The organism is Pseudoxanthomonas sp. LjRoot206, from assembly GCF_056175725.1.
The window spans coordinates 440,476-457,867 of record NZ_JBGFFI010000003.1; the positions used below are offsets into that span (position 1 = coordinate 440,476).

At 64.5% G+C, this 17,392-nt stretch carries 18 protein-coding genes; all 18 read right to left on the bottom strand.

From position 1 onward, the window contains the following. Positions 1-65: 65 nt before the first annotated feature. Entirely contained in the window at positions 66-1,901 is a 1,836-nt protein-coding gene (locus tag AC04MD_RS11300; protein WP_475497362.1) for a peptidoglycan-binding protein, read from the bottom strand. A gap of 96 nt (positions 1,902-1,997) precedes the next feature. Next, positions 1,998-2,864, bottom strand: a complete 867-nt coding sequence (locus AC04MD_RS11305) for a hypothetical protein (protein WP_475497363.1) — start codon at positions 2,862-2,864, stop codon at positions 1,998-2,000. 70 nt (positions 2,865-2,934) lie between these two features. After that, positions 2,935-3,294 carry a hypothetical protein gene (locus AC04MD_RS11310; RefSeq protein WP_475497364.1) on the bottom strand — a complete coding sequence of 120 codons (360 nt, stop codon included), beginning with the start codon at positions 3,292-3,294 and terminating at the stop codon, positions 2,935-2,937. A 54-nt stretch (positions 3,295-3,348) separates the two neighbouring features. Continuing rightward, complete coding sequence (locus AC04MD_RS11315; protein ID WP_475497365.1) at positions 3,349-4,581, bottom strand: Tle-like phospholipase domain-containing protein; 1,233 nt, start codon at positions 4,579-4,581, stop codon at positions 3,349-3,351. Between the two features lie 2 nt (positions 4,582-4,583). Further along, positions 4,584-5,138, bottom strand: coding sequence for a hypothetical protein (locus AC04MD_RS11320; protein ID WP_475497366.1), 555 nt, complete (start codon positions 5,136-5,138; stop codon positions 4,584-4,586). Positions 5,139-5,728: 590 nt separating this feature from the next. Next, entirely contained in the window at positions 5,729-6,247 is a 519-nt protein-coding gene (locus AC04MD_RS11325) for a DUF4189 domain-containing protein (protein ID WP_475497691.1), read from the bottom strand. Between the two features lie 20 nt (positions 6,248-6,267). Beyond that, the gene (locus AC04MD_RS11330; protein WP_475497367.1) at positions 6,268-7,353 is read right to left on the bottom strand and encodes a TrbL/VirB6 family protein; all 1,086 of its coding nucleotides are present in this window, start codon (positions 7,351-7,353) and stop codon (positions 6,268-6,270) included. A gap of 58 nt (positions 7,354-7,411) precedes the next feature. After that, positions 7,412-8,203, bottom strand: coding sequence for a hypothetical protein (locus AC04MD_RS11335; protein ID WP_475497368.1), 792 nt, complete (start codon positions 8,201-8,203; stop codon positions 7,412-7,414). 23 nt (positions 8,204-8,226) lie between these two features. Continuing rightward, a complete protein-coding gene (locus tag AC04MD_RS11340) occupies positions 8,227-10,734 on the bottom strand; it encodes a VirB4 family type IV secretion/conjugal transfer ATPase (RefSeq protein WP_475497369.1) in 2,508 nt (835 codons plus the stop codon). 4 nt (positions 10,735-10,738) lie between these two features. Beyond that, positions 10,739-11,053 carry a VirB3 family type IV secretion system protein gene (locus AC04MD_RS11345; protein ID WP_475497370.1) on the bottom strand — a complete coding sequence of 105 codons (315 nt, stop codon included), beginning with the start codon at positions 11,051-11,053 and terminating at the stop codon, positions 10,739-10,741. Next, positions 11,046-11,420, bottom strand: coding sequence for a TrbC/VirB2 family protein (locus AC04MD_RS11350; RefSeq protein WP_475497371.1), 375 nt, complete (start codon positions 11,418-11,420; stop codon positions 11,046-11,048). Before AC04MD_RS11350 ends, AC04MD_RS11345 begins: the two co-directional genes overlap by 8 nt. Before the next feature lie 74 nt (positions 11,421-11,494). Beyond that, a complete protein-coding gene (locus tag AC04MD_RS11355; RefSeq protein ID WP_475497692.1) occupies positions 11,495-12,304 on the bottom strand; it encodes a lytic transglycosylase domain-containing protein in 810 nt (269 codons plus the stop codon). Positions 12,305-12,392: 88 nt separating this feature from the next. After that, positions 12,393-13,433 carry a P-type DNA transfer ATPase VirB11 gene (gene virB11, locus AC04MD_RS11360; protein WP_475497372.1) on the bottom strand — a complete coding sequence of 347 codons (1,041 nt, stop codon included), beginning with the start codon at positions 13,431-13,433 and terminating at the stop codon, positions 12,393-12,395. Between the two features lie 13 nt (positions 13,434-13,446). Beyond that, positions 13,447-14,649 (bottom strand): TrbI/VirB10 family protein, encoded by a 1,203-nt coding sequence (locus tag AC04MD_RS11365; protein ID WP_475497373.1) that lies wholly within the window; start codon positions 14,647-14,649, stop codon positions 13,447-13,449. Next, positions 14,646-15,410 (bottom strand): TrbG/VirB9 family P-type conjugative transfer protein, encoded by a 765-nt coding sequence (locus tag AC04MD_RS11370; protein ID WP_475497374.1) that lies wholly within the window; start codon positions 15,408-15,410, stop codon positions 14,646-14,648. The genes AC04MD_RS11365 and AC04MD_RS11370 overlap by 4 nt, the downstream gene beginning before the upstream one ends. Then, a complete protein-coding gene (locus AC04MD_RS11375; protein WP_475497375.1) occupies positions 15,407-16,297 on the bottom strand; it encodes a VirB8 family type IV secretion system protein in 891 nt (296 codons plus the stop codon). Before AC04MD_RS11375 ends, AC04MD_RS11370 begins: the two co-directional genes overlap by 4 nt. A gap of 15 nt (positions 16,298-16,312) precedes the next feature. Then, positions 16,313-16,762: a hypothetical protein gene (locus AC04MD_RS11380; protein ID WP_475497376.1), complete on the bottom strand. Its 450-nt coding sequence runs from the start codon at positions 16,760-16,762 to the stop codon at positions 16,313-16,315. Next, positions 16,759-17,391, bottom strand: a complete 633-nt coding sequence (locus AC04MD_RS11385; RefSeq protein WP_475497377.1) for a hypothetical protein — start codon at positions 17,389-17,391, stop codon at positions 16,759-16,761. Before AC04MD_RS11385 ends, AC04MD_RS11380 begins: the two co-directional genes overlap by 4 nt. Position 17,392 lies beyond the last annotated feature (1 nt).

The window sequence follows — 17,392 nt, forward strand, 5'->3', positions numbered from 1 at the left end:
GCCGCGCGCGCGCGTGAAACGCGGGCCGGCACCGGGGCCGACCCGCGGCATTCCACGACGCTTCGTCAGCGAGACTGGCTCGCCGGGTCGCGTTGCTGCGCGACCTGCTGGTCCACCACGGCCTGTTCCTTCTGCTGTTGCCAGCCCTGGCCGCCGGGCGTCTTGAGGTAATCGTCCAGCGCCTGCCGCATGGCGCGATCGTCGCCGCCGTGCATGGCGGCGAACATGCGATCCACGAACGAGCGCTGTGCGTCCTCGGTCCGCGTGTTGCTCTGCGGCGTGGTCTCCGCAGGGGTCGTTTCGCGTGTGGCGGTTGCCATCGCCTCGCGTGAGCGGTTGCCGTACTCGCCATCCACCTTCAGGCCACGATCCTCCTGGAACGCACGCAGCGCGTGTTCTGTCTGCGGACCGAACTTGCCCGACGTGGTCTCCAGCGGCTGGCCATCGGCGCCGCGGTAGCCCAGCTGGTTGAGTTGCTGCTGCAGCTCGCGCACGGAGGCACCCGATGAGCCATCGCGCAGCACCTCGGGCGTGGCCGCACGTGCGGGTACCGCGGCATCGCGCTCTGCGCCACGCAGGTGGGGCAGCGGATCGACCTGGCGGCCATCGCGCCACATCTCGAAATGCAGGTGGGTGTCGCCCTGCGCCGGGGTGTTGCCGGTCCTGCCCATCGTGCCGATCTGCTGCCCGGCTTCCACCCGCTGGCCGTTGCGCACGCTGAACTCGTCCAGGTGGAAGTACTTGGTCAACGTGCCGTCGTCGTGCCGGACGTGCACGGTATTGCCTGCCGCGCCGTTGTTCGGGCGCACCACGACCGTTCCGCCGGCGACGGCCACCACGGGATCGCCGACATCGCCCTGGATGTCGATGCCGCCATGGCGGCGGCCACCACTGCGCGGCGTACCGAATTCGCCCCGCCCCTCACGCGGCTTGTCGGCTTCGTTGATGTCGCGGTTGCCTGGCGTCGGCCAAGCCAGTCCGCCTTCGCGTTGCGCTTCCACGGCTTGCGCACGGTTGCGCTCCTGCTCGGGCAACGCGAGCTGTTGCGCGATGGCGTCGCGCGTACGCGCATCGGCCGTTCCGGTCGCCTCGAGCTGGTTGGCCGCCTGAAAAGCACGCAGCGCTTCCTGCGTCTTGCCGCCATAGATACCCGAACGCGTTTCCAGTTCCGCACCCTGGCCATCACGGAACCCTAGCTGGTTCAGCGACGTCTGCAGGGCGCGCACCTCTTCGCCCCGTTCGCCACTCTGCAGCACGCCATCTGCCAGCGGTGATGCGCGCTCGCGGGCGGGCGCGTCGGACTGGCTGGCCTGGATGCCCCGATCGGGGATGCTGATGGCGGCGTACTTCGTGTTCCAGTACTTCGAGAACGTATTCGCCAGCTCGCGATCATCGAGACCGCGCAGGTCTGCGTAAGCACGGCCTGTGAGGCGTTCGACATCAAGCTCGCTGATGTTGTTGAGGATGTTCCTGCGCGTGTTGGTGCGCGTGAACTCGCCCGCCTCAATCGCATTCTGGATGGACGCATAACCGGCGGCGCCCTGCTGGTGGGCCAAGTACAAGTCCAGCCCGCTCGGCGTCTCGTTCCCGGAGAGGAAATCGTGTCCACTCCGGGCTTGACGGCGTGTGATATCGCCCAGATTGTCCGAATACAACGCCGCCGCTGCGCGGGTGTTCACGACCGGATCGAATTCCCGCCCCGATATTCCGTAGTCTTCAGCGGTGCCCGGCACAAACTGGAAGAGTCCCTTCGCGCCACTGGGATTGCTTGCATTCGGGTTGAAGCGCCCGCCTGTCTCGATGTAGGCGAACCGCAGGAAATCGTCGCGCGGAATACCGCTTTCCTGCGCTTGTCTTTCGATGATGTCGAGAATCTGTTCACGCGTGTACTGACTGGCCATCGTTGGCTCCTTTGCTGAAGTACGCGACTCGGGGTCGCTGGACGTCAACCGGGCCCCTCCATGGGCCTGATACAAGTCGGTCAACTGTGATTCGGTTTACTTCTCGTAGCTTTGCCTCGCCTGATCGAAGGTATGGACCACCGTGTCTGCTTCCGTCATGTCGCGAACCTTGCCGGGAGAGGCAATCGTGGTTCCCTTCGAGAGGATCTTGAGCTCGGGTAGACCCTCCCCCGTCTGCTCGAAGGACAGCGTCCCACTGCTCGCGGCACAAGGCATCACCTCTCCACCATCGCACGCTTCGCTGTTGTCATAGCTGACGGGGATGCTGCCGAGATATCCCCATTGCCTGAAGCCCAGCGCATCCACGTTGTCAGGGTCGAAGAGAAGCAACGCAAACATGCGTACGTCCGTGCCGTTCACGAAATCCAGCGTCGGTACGGCCAAGAGATAACGGCCATCACCGGTCGTGAACGACTGCGCCTTTCGCGAATCATCAATCTGTATCGGCCGCCCCATTCTGCCGAACTCTCCGACATAGCCGTCGGTGTCGGGCTTCGACCATTCCGGCTTGCCATCTTTCTCGACGCGCGTGAACGTCGCCTGCGAAATGGCGACATGCTCCGGGTCCATCATCCCGTCGTCACCCTCCGGACCCTCGCCCTGGCTCTTGCTGCCGAAACCAGCGAAGTAGTGCTTGCCGCCGAGATCGAACTCATGGCCGTACCAGTAGCTGACTGTGGCACCGCCATCGATCTTGTAAGTGACCGCGCCATCGCCGTCGCGCTGGTAGATGAAGTACAACACGCTGTCCGCGGAGGGCGGCTTCAGCTCTGACATGTCCTGATCCTTCTTCTGGGGGGCTGCATCCTGGGCCGTTGCGTCCGCGACCCGCGGCGCCTGCGCATCGCAGCCGCCGGCGAGCATCGCCATCGAAACCAGGAGCAGGGAGGAAAGCTGTTTCATGTGCTGCAACCTCGTGTCGGCAATTCCATGGGATGGCGTGGTGCACGCGCCGGACATCTTCGCGCGGCCGTCAGTGGCTGATGGGGCTGTATTCCGGACGCCCCGCGCCTTCCCAGCGTCCTGACGTGATGGCCTGCGGACAGACGCTCAGGTACTGGCGGAGCGAATTCGTGTCGTCCTGCGTCCAGTCCTTGCCGTAAGGATTGGGCGGCCGACAGTAAGGCATCATCATGTAGGCACCGGTGAAGGGCGGCATCGGCTTCCAGCACGGCATGGGATTCCGCTTGATGTCCTGCCCCTGCGTGCAGAAGACGAACGGATCGTCCATGCGGTAATGCAGGCGCTGGTAGTAGCCACTGGTGGACTGCGCGCTGAGATCGAACAGCACCAGCAGGCTCAACGGAATGACGAACTTGATGCTTCGTTTCATGGCTACGTTCCTCGTAGTACATGGACACTCGTGCGTTGCAAGGTTGCCCTGCGATCAACGGGCGACATCCATCTGGGTGGGCGTCCGCTGCTCGACCTGCGCGATGTTCGGCGTGCGCTCCTGCCCGGACAGTTCCCGCTGATGGGCCTCGATCCGCTCACGCCACGCCTGGCCCGTGGGCGACGCCTGCAGATCGTGCTGCGCGACCTGCAATGCGGCGGGGTCGCGATCGCGCGCCGCCGCCAGCATGCGCTCGACTTCCGGATTCGCCCGCAGTGCGCCGCGTGACGCTTCACCCCCGCCCTCGATGCGCGACGGTGTATCGACCTGCGACGTGCGGTCTCGCTGGCGTTCGTCGCGCGCCGCCGGCTCGCCTGCCGGCAGCGGCCCGCGGATGCGGTCGATGCCGTCCAGCACCAGGCCGAAGGGCCCGCGTGCGGTCACGGTGACACCACGGCGCAGGTCACCGACATCGTCACGGTAGTCGGCGATGATCCGGCGGTGTTCCTCCGCAAGCCGCCGTGCGTTCGGGTCGTCAAGCGCGGACCGATCCGGCCGGCCGTCGCCATCCACCGGAAGAAAGTTGTGCATGCTGTGCGAGCCACCGGACATCACGGACGCGGTCAACGGCATGTCCCGCTGCAGCAGGTCGCGCACGATGTTGTCGTGGTACCCCGTCCGGCGCAGCGTCTCGATCTCCCTCGGCGTGGCATAGGTGCGCACCTGCCCGTAATGCGGGCTGGCGGAGCTGACGGCGTCGACCGCCATCACATGGTTGGTGACGCGATCCCCGCCCTCCGGAATGCGCCGGTCCAGGCTGGCGGCACCGTAAGCGTTGAACGTCTCTCCGCGCAGATCGAAATGGTGCGCCGACACCTGCGCGAGCGTTCCACCCAGCGAATGCCCGGTGACCGTGACCTCGGGCGCGGTCATGCCCGGCTCGCGCCCCTGCCGTTCCGCGTACTCGACCGCGCGACGGGTCAGCTCCACCGCATCGGCCGCCTGGCTGTTGGTGCGCGTGAACACCATGCCGGCGTCGGCGATCACACCGTCCCGGAACGCCTCGCGACCGAACTCGGTGCCGCGGTGGGCCACGACCACGGCGCCGCTGCCCTCGTGCTGGTAGATGGTGCCCTGGTAGCCGGTCCGTGGATTGTCGACGTAATCGATCACGCGATAGCGATCGTCACCGATCACCACGTCCTTGTTGACCAAGTCGAGCATCTGGCCGCCCCGGTCATAGCTGTGATCCGCCAGATGAGCGTACTGCTGCGGAGTGAGTCCCACCGTCAGGCCTCCCTGGCGGTCAGCACGATGCCGAAGAAGTCGTCACGCTGCTCTGCCGGCACCTTCTGCAAGTCCGGCTGGCCGAAGTCCCGATAGCCCTCCGCTCCCGCTTCCTTCGGGTAGCGCGCCTTCCAGTAATGGAACGCCTTCGGCGTCCCCTGCGGCAGTTCGTCGCCATTGAGCTTGGCAATGAAGTGGGTGTCGCCCTGGTCTCCCGGCGCGCGCAGCTGCACCTGCGCCTGGATCAGCTCCCACCGGCACACGCCGCGCCCGTGGTATTCGGCATCGATCATGCCGTCGGTGTAGAAGACGCCGGCGTACTCGCTGTCGGATACACGCTCGAGGCGGAATGGAATGTCGTGCGTCGGCACCGGCGACGTATGTCCGCCGGGATTCTCCTTGGGCGGCGGCAAGCATTCCTGGTTGACGACATCGTACTGCGCTGCGCTCGACACGATCTCCAACGGCCCGGGCGCGCCTTCGATGCGAAGCGTCAGCCGGTACGCCTGGCGCGGCGAGGGGTTTTCGGTGAATTGCGGACTGGTCTGGCTGTTCATGGCACCACTGCAGGCTGTCTGGGAAAGGAGAAGGAGTGTCGCGGCCGTCTTCGTCGGCCAACTTCGTCCCGTCGATCGCTCATCCATCACTACCTCCTCGTCTATGCAGGGCGGCCGGGAATCTCATATCCCGTGCCCGTCACACCCGCCCGCCATCGCGGGACCCACTCCCGCCACGGGTCTCGGGCGGGCATCCACCACCTTGCCACCCTCGCTCACCAGCGTCAGATCGCAGGCAAACTTCACTCGCCTCATCCCTTGCGTTGCGTACAGAGTTGGACGCCCGCCAGCATCCCTGCCGAGGACATTCCCCGTCGGGACGACCTCGTCCACGTAACGCTCGAAGCGCCAGACGCTTGCCTGTCTTCCGCTCTCCTGCCTTACCTCGCGAGGTTCTCCAAAGGATGAGACCGCTTCGCTCATCGACCTTCCAATCCACTTGTTGGCTGCCATGTTCGCGGGAATCGACGCACATCCCGCCAATGACAGCACGCAAACAAACAGGATCCTTCCGTTATTCATTCAATGTCCTTTTGACGATATCGCCAATCCATTACCGACAGTGCACTAACCATTTTTCTGCGTTTTTACTACTTGACGAGGACGGGTGCGGTGCAGTTCGAGTACATCAGCTCGCACCGGCGACCTCCGTTCTGCGCAGCGCACTGGGGAAACGCGATCTGACCAGCACGCTCGATCGTGGGGCCGCTCTGGTAAACCACTTGCATGGGACCCTCGTCGCCTGCGGGTACGGCGATGACCGCGCACTGATTCTCGTACGCCAGCATGACCTCACAGGATCGACCGCCCTTCGCCTTGCATTTGTCGACAGCCTCCTTTGCAGCCGCACGACGACTGAAATGCCCCGTCGAAGAGCCGATCCACGTCGAATCGGGATCCGCAGCCAGTGCACCCCACGTCTTGCGCCAGGAGGCACGCACAGGCTGACTCGATTGATTCGCGTTCGAAGGGAGATTCGGGTGGTTGGGCGGTACGCAGCCGGGCGCACCCTGCGGGATGCCCTGTGGGCAGGGCTGCGCGATCGCGGAGCCAGTGGCAGCCGCGACTATCAGTGTCAGCAGAACTCGGGGCACGATCATACTGTTCATCTCGTTTGGCTTACCCAGCGTCACGTCACCATCGGTCGTGTCGCTCGGCTAGCCTGGACTGTCTGTGTGGCAACGTTTGCTTCGGGTGCCTGCGGCACCACCACCGGTCGACCGCTGCCATCCGTGGCGGCACGGTTGCCGCCACTATTGGCGCCGGCCACGCCGAACTGCGTATAGGCACTGAAGTGACCCAACGTGCCCTGGAAGAACGCGGCCGCCATCGGCGGGACGGTCACCAGGAAGAGCGTCATGAGCACACCCAGGCCACCCTGCTGCAACGCCATGCTGCTCACGCCCTGCGGCGTCCCGCCCGCGGCGGTTGCGGCGATGTACTGGGCGACGAACGAAACCGCCACCGCACCGAGCAGCTTGGAGATCATCGAGACCGTGAAGCTGAGCACGGCCAGGGAGAACATGGTGCCGATGCCGTACCAGACCCATTTCTGGAACATGCTCTTGGTCTGCTCGAACCCGAGGCACAGGATGAAGAACGGCCCCAGGCCAACGAACAAGGCCAGTGCCATCTTGTACATCAGCAGGATGGCGCCACCGATCAGCGACGGCCCGGCAACGCCTACGCCGGTGAACCACATGGAACGCGTCTTCGCGTCCTGGACCGTCTCGTCGAAGCTGGTATAGAGCGCGTCGATGGCGACCATCGCCAGTTCCATCTGCTGCAGGTTGTCGTCGATCGAGTCTTCCGGACCTTCGTCGTCGCCCGTCACCAGCTGGTTGATGGTGCGCGGCATGTCATCGGTCAGCAACTGGTGGATGTTGCTGCTGCCCATCGCGAACGTGGTGGCCACGGTGATGATCAGCACCCACTTCAGCGACTTCACCACCAGTTCCATCATGAACTGGCGCGACTGTCCGGTGACGATGCGGTAGCCCTGCAGCAGCACCCACAGCGTCAGCAGCACGAAGGCGATGCCCCCTACCCACTCTGCCATCTCGCCGAGCAGGTTGTCGCGGAAGATGTTGATCTCCTCGTCGACCCAGTCGAACACCAGCCGGAAGAACGCCCAGCGCTCGACGGCCTCGAGTTGCGCGCCAATGCCACGCAAGAAGACGCCAAGACCATTATCCAGTGACACCGAACCCATCATGTCCGTTCCTTCGCGTCCCGATGACGCCCCCCTTGCATCACGCCGATTCCGTCAACGCTCAGTTGCGTCGCCGCGATTGGGCCGCATCGAGCGCCAGCTTCAGCGCGCCCGCACCCGCCAGACCGCCAACGATGCTGCCCAAGCCGCCACCCAAGCCACCCGTCGAACTCCTCGTGCCTTCCAGTGCCTGCTGGGCCATCGTCTTGCTGGCTTCCTGAAGGTAGGCAATACGGGCCACGTAGGCGTCGATGTAGGTCTGCTGCTGCTGGCGATCGATTTCCATCTGTGACATCAGCAGCAGGATGCGATTGGTGTTGTCCTGGAGCTTGCCGACCTCGTGGCTGCGGATGTTGGCACGCTGCCGCTTGAGCTCGTCGAGGTAGCGCTGTCGCTGGGTCGTCACTTCGTACATCTTCAGCGAGTAGTTGTACTTCGCCAGTTCGGTATTGACGATCTCCCTGCACAGCTGCCACTGCTGCTGCGCAGCGCCTGCGCCACTGGGCTGCGGACACCGGCTGTCGGCATTCACGTTGGCGCCGCTCTGGGTGGGCTGCGCGTGCTGCAGCTTCTCCTCCGGCTCGGGCGCGGCCTTGCTGTTCTCGTTGTCGCTGTTGTAGGACTCGAATACCTGCTGCTGGTAGAGCTCCCGCAGGTTGCCGTTCACCGTGCCATTGCCGTTGCCGCTGGCGCTGGTCGTGCCGATGCGGCCATTCATGTCCTGCAGCTTGGTATTGGCCGCGTTGTCCACCACTCGCCATTGCGCGTGGGCGCTGGCGGTGGTACCCAACCCCATGACGAACAGGGCGATGGCGATATGGCGGGTCGTGAGATGCGATGTCAGTACGTTCATGGCGAGGATCCTCTGCTATCCGTTCAGCGCTGGATGCTGGAGTAGGTGGGCCGCGTGGAACGCGGGCCGGTGGAGCGGTCTTCCCGCGGAGACGATGACGCGGGAGGTTCCCGACGGCTGCGCGAACCCTTCCGTTCCTGCTGGAAGCGCGGCAGCCACTGCTCGGGCAGCAGGTCGGCCTTGTCGATGCCGAGGTACTGCGCCTCGTCGTCGACGATCCTGTGCATGATCTCGATGTTGTCCGTACTGGCGGAGATCACCGCCAGCGCGTCGTCCATGCCACGCAGGTTGAGCTGGCACACGGTCGATGCGTGCCCCTGCTTGACCAGGAAACAGCGCGAGCGTTCATCGAGGCTCTTGATCACCTCGAACTCCGCATCGGTCAGCTTGAGTCCGTCGATGTAGTCCTCGCGCGCGGCATTCGGGTTCGGCAGCAGGATCAGCGTGGCTGTCTGCTCGATCAGCGCCGCCGAGATGTCGCTGGCCAGCGCGTCCTCCGGGCTCTGCGTGGCGAAGATGCCCAAGCCATTCTGCTTTCGGATCGTCTTCTGCTTGTTCTTGGCGAAATCCTTCAGCGCGCCGCCGCCGTCGAGGATCTTCCAGAACTCGTCCATCACGTAGATCAGCGGCCGGCCGTCGATCAGCTCCTCCAGCCGGTGCAGCAGGTAGTTGATCACCGGCACGCGGATCTCGGCGTTTTCGATGACGTCGGTGTAGTCGAAGCCGATAATGCTCGCCCGGCTGAGGTCGATAGTATCCACCGGGTTGTCGAACACCCAGCCCAGCGCATTGCCCGCCGTCCACTTGCGCAACCGCGCATACAGACCGTCGTCGCCCATGTTGGGCAGGCTCTTCTGGAAGTTGGTCATCGACCGCAGGTGCAGCGGCATGTCGAGCATGGCTTCGACGGCCCGGAATATGTCTTCGTCCTCGCGTGCCGTGTAGTGCGTCTTGGCCGCCAGCACCTTGATCAGGCCGGCGAGGAACTGCACGTTGGCGTCCGTGCGCTCGCACTGGAACGGGTTGAAACCGGTGGGCTGCCCGTTCTTCAGCGCCAGGTAGTTGCCGCCGCAGGCGCGCACGAAGATCTCCGCGCCACGGTCCTTGTCGAAGAAGAAGATGGTCGGGACCGGGTCGAACTTCTGCACCTGGCTGAGCAGGAAGTTGATCAGCGCCGTCTTGCCGGTACCGGACTTGCCGATGACCATGGTGTTGGCGATGGCCTTCTCGCCCAGCGAGTTCTCGGCCGGGTGGGTCGCGTGGAAATTGAAGTAGTACGGCTGCCCGTTGGTCGTCTGCAGCACGGTGACGCAGTCGCCCCAGGGGTTATTGTCGCGCTTTCCGGTCGCGAAATTGTGCAGCGGCGACAGGCCGAGGAAATTCAGTGAACTGACGTTGGCCAGGCGCGTGCGGTAGCGCCAGTTGCCCGGCAGCTGGGAGTAGAAGGAGGAGCAGACCGCCAGGTCTTCCTTGGCGGAGACGAAGCCGGCATTGGACAGTTCCGCCCGCGCGACCGCGAGGTTCTGCGAAAGGCGACTCTGGTCCTCGGCGTACAGGGTCATGATGAAGTGGTACTCGCCCAGCACGAAGTTGCCGGACGCGACCTGGTCCATGGCGCTGTCCATCTCGACGATCTGGCTGACCGCCTTGTCGCCGGACGAGATCATCATGCCCTTGGTGCGGTCCAGCACCTTCAGCGCATCCTGGCGTCCCATCGGACTGAACGAGTGGGTGATGACGTACTCGAAGTCCAGATACTTCAGTCCGTTGAGGATGCCCGGCCAGGTGCCGTCCGTGTATTCCTTGATGTTGAGGATGGCGCCGAAATGATTCTGCCCGTCCGGCGTGCTGACGACGAAGTCGCCGGTTTTCGACGAGAACATGTGCCGGCTCACGGCCAGATAATCGTAGAGCGGCGCTCGCAACACCGGCACCGGCTCGGAGATGCGGTTGAGGAGGAAGCCGAAGAATTCCAGCGTTTCGGAGAACACGCCGCCCGATTCGGACTCGTACATGCCGAGCCGCGCAGGGGCGTAGTCCTTCAGCACCGCCTCGACGTTGCCCGCCAGTTCCATCAGCTTGGCCACGGCCTGGTCCTGCTCCGCCTGCAGGCGCGGCACGTTGGCGGACTTCTCGACGAACTTCTTTCCCATCACGATGGGCCGGTAGATCATCGTGAGGTACAGCTCGTTCTGCATGATCTTCTGCGCCGACAACGCATCGAAATAACCGTCCGACAGCTCCTGGTTGAAGGGCTGGTCGAAGCGCGCGCCCGAACGGATGCGGCCACGACGCCGCAGATCGTGGACCCAGAACGCGACATTGACGAAGTCGGGCGCGCGCAGGGTCTGCAGCATGCGGTTGAACGTGTTGTGGCGGTGCTCCAGCTCCCACTCCTCGCGCCCCACGAACGGGAGCCCGTCCAGCCGCCAGGTCAGCAGGAAATCGCCGCCCGTCGTCTTGACCACGTACGGCGACACGTGGGCGGACAGGGGAATGAACTCGGCGATGGACAGGTCGGGCGCGAGCATGGGATCAGTCCGGAATCGATTCGTCGAAACGCTTGCGGTAGTTGTTGGGCGTGAACACCCACATGCCTTCGTGGTGGCGCAGGTTCCGGACCTTGGTCCGGAACTGCCAACGCAGGCCGAGCAGTCGGAAGATCATCTCGTCGCGGCGCGCCATCTGCCGCATGATGAAGATGACCACCGGCAACAAGGCCAGGAAGAACATATTGAAGTAGAACGTGAGCAGGAGGCACGCGCCCGCACCGACCGCGAACGGCACATAGGGAACCCCCATGAACATGGGCGGGCGCGTACAGCCCCTGAACAGCACGTTCTTATGCATACTGCTTCAGCAGTTCGCCAACGACCATCGAGGTCGACGTGACGTCGTCGGGCAACAGCATGTTCGCGATCTGCGCCGCGGCACCGATCAGGAAGCCGCCGATCAGCACGGGCGCGACATCGCCGATACGCTTATGGTTGAAGGCGATCTGGTAGCCGGCGAAGATCACCGCGATCGTCACGATGGCGATGGATGCGATGTTCAGCAGGGAATTGATATTGCTGAAGAAGCTGTTGACGCGCGTGGTCGCGCCGGTGACGTCCTGCGCCATCGCGATGTCGGGAAACACCAGCGCCATGCTGCCGACGAGCGCGACGACGGCCGCATTGAAGGCCAGTTTTGCATGCATTTCGTTCGAGTTTTTCATGGTAGACCCCAAATGGTGGTTGCAACGGTGGGTGGCACTTTCGCGTGCCGATGAGCCATCCCTGGCGGGTTCTGCTAGAAGACGAAAGCGTCATCCCTCCCGGATGCCTGCACGACCTGCGGCGCCTGCGGCGTCGCGGTGGTGTTCTGGTGGTAGGCCTGCACGAGGACGGGCGCGTCGGCCGATGCCTGTGCGATGGCCGACGGAACCGGTGCCGCCGCGGCAGGCGTCAGCGGCGCCGATGCTGCGACAGGCGGGCCAGCTGCCGGCCTGGCCATACTGGCGACGGCTGCGGTGGGACGCTGCGTGGACGCCCGGTCGCTGCTCGCCTCCTGGATGCGGCGCGCCACGCGCGACGACGTCGTGCCCGTGGCAGCGGTCGCCCGCGGCACGGTGCGCTGCGGGCTTGCCGCCTTCCGGCGGTCGATGACCGGGATGGCGGCAGCGGTGTCCTTGCCCACCTGCCGTTGCCACGATGCGAACACCTTCTGCACGTAGCCGTGCCGGTAGCCGGTGGTGAAGTTCCCCGAGTAGTAGCAGCTGAAGGCCTTGCCCCAGTTGCTGCCCGACCGCGAGTAGCACTCGGCGAGGATGCGCGACCCCGCCTGCAGGTTGGGACAGACATCGAAGGCTTTCTCGTAGCTATCCAGCCCCTGCTTCGCCAGGTTGTAGCGGTTGACCTGTGCCAGCCCCAGCGAGAAGTTGTAGCCCCGATCCTCCAGCATGCGCGCGGTCGACAGCGCTTCCGGAAGATTGCGTGGCTGCCGTGCCAGCCGTCCTCCCACCACGCCGATCGCGTAGGGGTTGAACGAGGACTCGACCTTGACGACGTGCTCCATCACCGTCGGCGGGACCGCCAGTCCGGTGCAGCCCATCAGCTCCATGCCGGGCAACATCAGCAAGCCCTCCCGGTGACGGGCGACGGCTGGCTGTCCTGCGCTGCATTCATGAGCTTCATGTGCTTGCCTCTCCTCAGGACGCCAACGCGCGGGCGGGATCGAAATCGATACCGGTGATGTAGCGGCGCCCGGCGTGCGCCTTGATGTGTACGACGATGTCGATGGTCATCTTCAGCAGGCGCTTGATGACCTCGAATTCCAGGCCGGCACCCTCGGCCGAGGCCTTCACCATCAGCGCGAGCTGGTCCCAGGTCTGCGCGGTGCTGCCTGCATGGCAGCTGGTGATCGAGCCCGGATGGCCGGATGCGCAGTTGCGGATGAAGTAGAACGATTCGTCGCCGCGCAGCTCGGCCAGGATGATGCGGTCCGGCTTCATGCGCAGGCAGGCTTCCATGCAGTTCTTGGCGGTGATGTTGCTGGCGCTCTGCCCACCCTTCGAATACAGGAGGTGCACGACGTTGGGCTGGCGGATGAACAGCTCGCGCGCATCCTCGATCGTCACCAGACGTTCCTGGTCGGGGATGTGGTTGACCAGCGACTTCATGAAGGTGGTCTTTCCGCTGCCGGTCGCGCCTGCCACCACGATGTTCTTGTGGTAGTGCACGGCCTTGCGGAAGAACTCGGCGTAGTTGCGGCTGCGGCGCAGCGCCAGCAGTTCCTGGTCGTGGTCGCCGAGCACCTGCTGCTGCTCGAGGATCTCGTCGAAGAAGCCGTCCTGCTCGTACTGCTCCAGCGACTTGCTGAACTTCGCTGGCAGGCGGATGGTGATCGACACCTTGCCGGCATCGCAGGCGGGCGGGATCACGAACTGGGCACGCTGGCCGGTGGGGAACGTCAGCGACACCATCGGATCGATGTCGGTGATGCGCTGGCCGGTGTTGCTTTCGTTGACGACGGAGGTGCAGAACTGGCGCGCGCGCTCGAAGGTCAACGTCGGCACGTCGGCCTTCAGCCAGCCCTCGCGGGCGGTTTCCAGGTAGAGCTCGCCCGGGCGATTGATGCAGATCTCGGTCACATCCGAGGAATGCATGTGCTCGCCGATCCCGAGCACCTGGTACTGGTAGTCCAGGAACTCGTTGGAGACGCGGGCAAGGGGCTCGTTCTGCGTGTCCATGACGGCGGGCCGGTCAGCGCATCACCGCGGAGAAATCGACGTCGCGCGCCACGTAGACGTTGACGATGGTGCCCTGGTTGATCGTCACCGTGGGCGGGCGCGCCATGTTGCGGTCCAGCGCCATGTTGGCAAGGCGCTCCATGGTCCTGGCGGTGTTGCTCTCGTACGGGTTCTGGACGATGGCGCCGTTGACGATTGAGGTCTCCTGCGGCCCGTGCTTGGCGCCTGCGTACTTGAACGCATCGCTCAGCATGCTGATCAGCAGCGCGGACGAGATGCGCTGCGCCCAGTGCGCGGAGTAGTGGCCCGGATTGCCAGCCGCGCCCAGCATGTCGGTGCCCGGGCTGCGCATGTTGACGTCCATGCCGGTGGGCGTGGTAATGCGGTCCCACACGATGGCGGCGCGCTCGCCGATGATGGCCTCGGAATTGTAGCTGCCCATCACCTTCGAGCCACGCGGCAGCAGCAGGCGCTTGCCGTTGACGGAATACACCGGCTCGGTCACCACGCAGGACGTGTAGCCCGGCACGTCGGTGATCACGCGCGATTCGAGCACGCAGCGGATGTAGGTGCCGCGCAGCAGCAGGGTGTTGGGGTTGTAGAGCGGCTTGGCGCTGGTCATGCCGTCCGGTGCTTCGCGCGGCGTCGCCGGGCCCTGCCCTTGCTGTCCGGCCAACATGGCGGCGTAGTCGGCCATCCCCTGATCCTGCGGCGCTGCACCCTCCACGCCGCCTTCGCCGAACGTGCTGGCCATGTCGAGCATGCGGCGCTCGCGCAACGTCGGTTCTTGTCGGCCAGGGAGGCCGGACGGCATGGCCATCATGGACGCGGTCGATGGACCGCCCTGATCGACCACCGGCAACGGCGGCAGGTCCGGCTCGAGCGGCACCGGCGCCGCCTCGGGCGGAAGCTCCGGCAGATCGCGCGGCGCCGCGGGAATCACCACCTGCTCACCCTTGGCGGGCATCTTTTCACGGTCGTCCTTCGACGACAGGCCACCACTGAAGATCCAGAACACCACCAGCAGCATCAGCACGATGATGCCCGCCAGGAACAGCAGCGCCTTGCGGTTGAGCCGCTGCACGTCCGCGGAGCGCAGGTAGGGCGCGTTCGCGTCCAGGTCGGGCTCCGCCACCGGGCGCGCGGTCTGGTACGGACTCTGCGGCGCCACGCGCTCGGGGCCCATGTCCGGATGATCGTTCGGCGTCTGGTTCATTGCTCCGGGCTCCTGCGCAGGCCTACCACGTTGTCGCCGTGGCGGATGACCAAGTAGGGATACGTGCCATGCACGACGATGGTGTCGTCCTCCACGGTCGAGTTGACGACGAACTCGTCGCCCTCCTCGCTGTCGCGTGCGAACACCACCGGGAAATTGCCGCTGGGGAAGCGCGTGCGGTCCCCCATCCGGATGTAGGTGAAGCGGCGGTCGTCGTAGACCGTCGTCGGCACCAGCCAGGTCGGGCCGCGCTTGCGCTGGGCGTACTCGTAGTTGAAGTGGTAGGCGCGCCCGGGCTCGACGTCGGTGCTGAGTTCAGACGCCACGTCCTGCGGCCGGGTGTTGGTGCCGGCGAAGCTGGTGTCGCCGGGATAGGCGAACTTGATGCGGTACTGCACGCCGGCGGCTCGGGCCTGGTCGAGCACACGCCAGTCAGTCGCCACGACCTTGAGCTCGAAAATGTAGGAATGCGCCGCGGTACGCACCAGCAGGTTGGTATCGACGTCGACGTTCTTCGGCTTCAGGTAGAACACGTTGCCGCGACGGCTGATGTCCCAGCCACCGCTGAAGCCGGTACTGAAGTCGAGGATCTCCTCGTGCGGCGACAGTTCGATCTGCGTGGTGATGCCAAGACCAGTGCGCACGGAATACACCTTATCGGGCGCATACGCGTACTCCTCGATCACCTGGGCCATCGCGGGCAGCGTGATGAGCAGCAGGCCGATCGCGGCCACACGCAGCAGGGCGTCCTTCAACCTCATCGTTGGGGCACTCCAGGTCGGGTCTCGGGCTCCGACTGTTCCGCGGGTTGCGGTACGGTCGGTACATCGTTTTCGTTGGGGGCGGCGGCATCGGCCGGCGCTGGCTGCGTGGCAGCGGGAGCTGCGGCGGGCGGCACGGGGAACTCGCGCTCGGGCACGGTCGCGGCAGCGAAGTCGTCGTCGACCCGGTAGTTGGTGACGCGGAAGCCCAATGGATTCAGCAGGCGGTCCTCTTCGCTCAGGCGAAGATCGGGGTTGTAGGTGAACTCCAGTGTCGCGATGCGGCTGTCCAGCGGCTGCAATCGGCCACGCGCCTTGTCGTAAAGGCTGCGCTGGAAGCGCACGGTGGCACCCGTCGGGCGCGTCCCCGGGCCTCCGCCGATCAGCACGATGCTGAGGATGCGGGTACGCACCGAGCTGGCGCCGCCGTACAGGCGGAACGGCCGCTCCGGGTTGCTTTCCGAGTGCAGCGCGATATAGGCCGGCGACACGGCCGGCCCCGCCATCGACAAGGTCGTGCGCCAGTTCCGCTGGCCGATCAGGCCCGAGTCGTAGGATTCGCGCGCCAGCACGAATTGCGCGACGTTGCTCTTGTTGATCGCTTCCTCGGTGGTGATGTCGCGATCCTGGAAGTTGCCCGACAGCCGCGCCACGCTGGCGGTGCCGGTGTAGGGATCGGCCATGACGAGGTAGGGCACTTTCTCCTTCAGTGGCAGGAACAGGAAATACCCGCCCGCCAGGATCAGCGACATCACGATGGCCGACCATGCGACGAGCCAAGCGCGCCGCTCGCTCTTGCGCGCGCGCTCCGCCAGGGTCAGCTCGAAGCTGACGCCCTGCGCCACGGCGCGATCGATGTCGGGGGAAGACGTCTTTTTCTTGAACATGCGCGGACCGTCGCCTCAGTCGCCCAGCGCCGCGGCAGGCGCGACATCCGCCGAGGGCGGCGCGGCCTGGCTGACGATGATCCGCGGCCGCTCGATGACGACCTGCACACCCTGGTCCGCATACGCGGCCGACAGCGACGTGGCGGCATCCTCGAGGCTGCTGGTGCGGATCTGCGCGACCGGCGCGTGCAGCGTGTAGTCGTTCGGATGCAGGTACATGAGCGTGAGCTTGGCGTCCTTGGCCCAGCGCACCAGCATCGTCCTGAGCGTGCCGTCCGCGGGCGACGCCTGGTAGATGTAGGCCTGCTGCAGCGGAATGGCCTGCGGCGCGTCCGCGAAGCGGTTGATCGGCTTCCAGCGCCCGTTGATATCAGCCGCCTTCGGTGTGGCGCATCCCGCGACCACCATCGGCACCATCACGACACCCAACACCATCATCTTGCGAAGAACGACGTTCCGGATCACGAATCCACCTTTCTGCAATCGTCGGCAACAGACATCCGATGCGCGTCCCCAACGGGACGCGCCACGGCACTGATGAATGTCTCCGGGTGGCAATGCGCGCCCGCGCGCGCCGGGATCCACGGTCGTCCCGAGCTTGTCGCCTTGCACAGGACACCTGCCTGCGCACTGCCCCCTGTATTCGCATCCATGCGCTCACGCTCCTTTGACGCCCATGCGACCTTTAACGCGTGTCGCACGTTGAATCCGCGTACTGCATCACGGCAGTCGAGCCGAACATAGCCACGCGTTTTTGTGTCGTCAACCAAATTCAAAACGTAAACATATGTACAACTATCTTCATCGACATTAACGATGCTCGCGAAAGCCCATAAAACAAAGCTTGCATTGCAATCAGATGAAATTTCACCTGCACGTTCGATCATGAATGTGAAGAACCATGTGAAATAGGGAACGGCGTCACATCGAATGTGAAATCCTCCTTCACTGCGATGAATGAAAATGCAGCCGAAGCGAATGGATACACAAGCAACTCCACAGCGCCTCATAAAGTTCCTACTGCTTTTTCTCTTTTCCTCTTTCGCTTGAAAGAAAAACATCTCTGGCATCATGCTGACGACGAGGGTGCGCAAT

Coding starts and splice junctions, on each gene's coding strand:
- AC04MD_RS11300 (WP_475497362.1), bottom strand. CDS start 1,901: ATGGCCAGTCAGTACACGCGTGAACAGATTCTCGACATCATCGAAAGA.
- AC04MD_RS11305 (WP_475497363.1), bottom strand. CDS start 2,864: ATGAAACAGCTTTCCTCCCTGCTCCTGGTTTCGATGGCGATGCTCGCC.
- AC04MD_RS11310 (WP_475497364.1), bottom strand. CDS start 3,294: ATGAAACGAAGCATCAAGTTCGTCATTCCGTTGAGCCTGCTGGTGCTG.
- AC04MD_RS11320 (WP_475497366.1), bottom strand. CDS start 5,138: ATGAACAGCCAGACCAGTCCGCAATTCACCGAAAACCCCTCGCCGCGC.
- AC04MD_RS11325 (WP_475497691.1), bottom strand. CDS start 6,247: ATGAACAGTATGATCGTGCCCCGAGTTCTGCTGACACTGATAGTCGCG.
- AC04MD_RS11330 (WP_475497367.1), bottom strand. CDS start 7,353: ATGATGGGTTCGGTGTCACTGGATAATGGTCTTGGCGTCTTCTTGCGT.
- AC04MD_RS11335 (WP_475497368.1), bottom strand. CDS start 8,203: ATGAACGTACTGACATCGCATCTCACGACCCGCCATATCGCCATCGCC.
- AC04MD_RS11340 (WP_475497369.1), bottom strand. CDS start 10,734: ATGCTCGCGCCCGACCTGTCCATCGCCGAGTTCATTCCCCTGTCCGCC.
- AC04MD_RS11345 (WP_475497370.1), bottom strand. CDS start 11,053: ATGCATAAGAACGTGCTGTTCAGGGGCTGTACGCGCCCGCCCATGTTC.
- AC04MD_RS11350 (WP_475497371.1), bottom strand. CDS start 11,420: ATGAAAAACTCGAACGAAATGCATGCAAAACTGGCCTTCAATGCGGCC.
- AC04MD_RS11355 (WP_475497692.1), bottom strand. CDS start 12,304: ATGGAGCTGATGGGCTGCACCGGACTGGCGGTCCCGCCGACGGTGATG.
- virB11 (WP_475497372.1), bottom strand. CDS start 13,433: ATGGACACGCAGAACGAGCCCCTTGCCCGCGTCTCCAACGAGTTCCTG.
- AC04MD_RS11365 (WP_475497373.1), bottom strand. CDS start 14,649: ATGAACCAGACGCCGAACGATCATCCGGACATGGGCCCCGAGCGCGTG.
- AC04MD_RS11370 (WP_475497374.1), bottom strand. CDS start 15,410: ATGAGGTTGAAGGACGCCCTGCTGCGTGTGGCCGCGATCGGCCTGCTG.
- AC04MD_RS11375 (WP_475497375.1), bottom strand. CDS start 16,297: ATGTTCAAGAAAAAGACGTCTTCCCCCGACATCGATCGCGCCGTGGCG.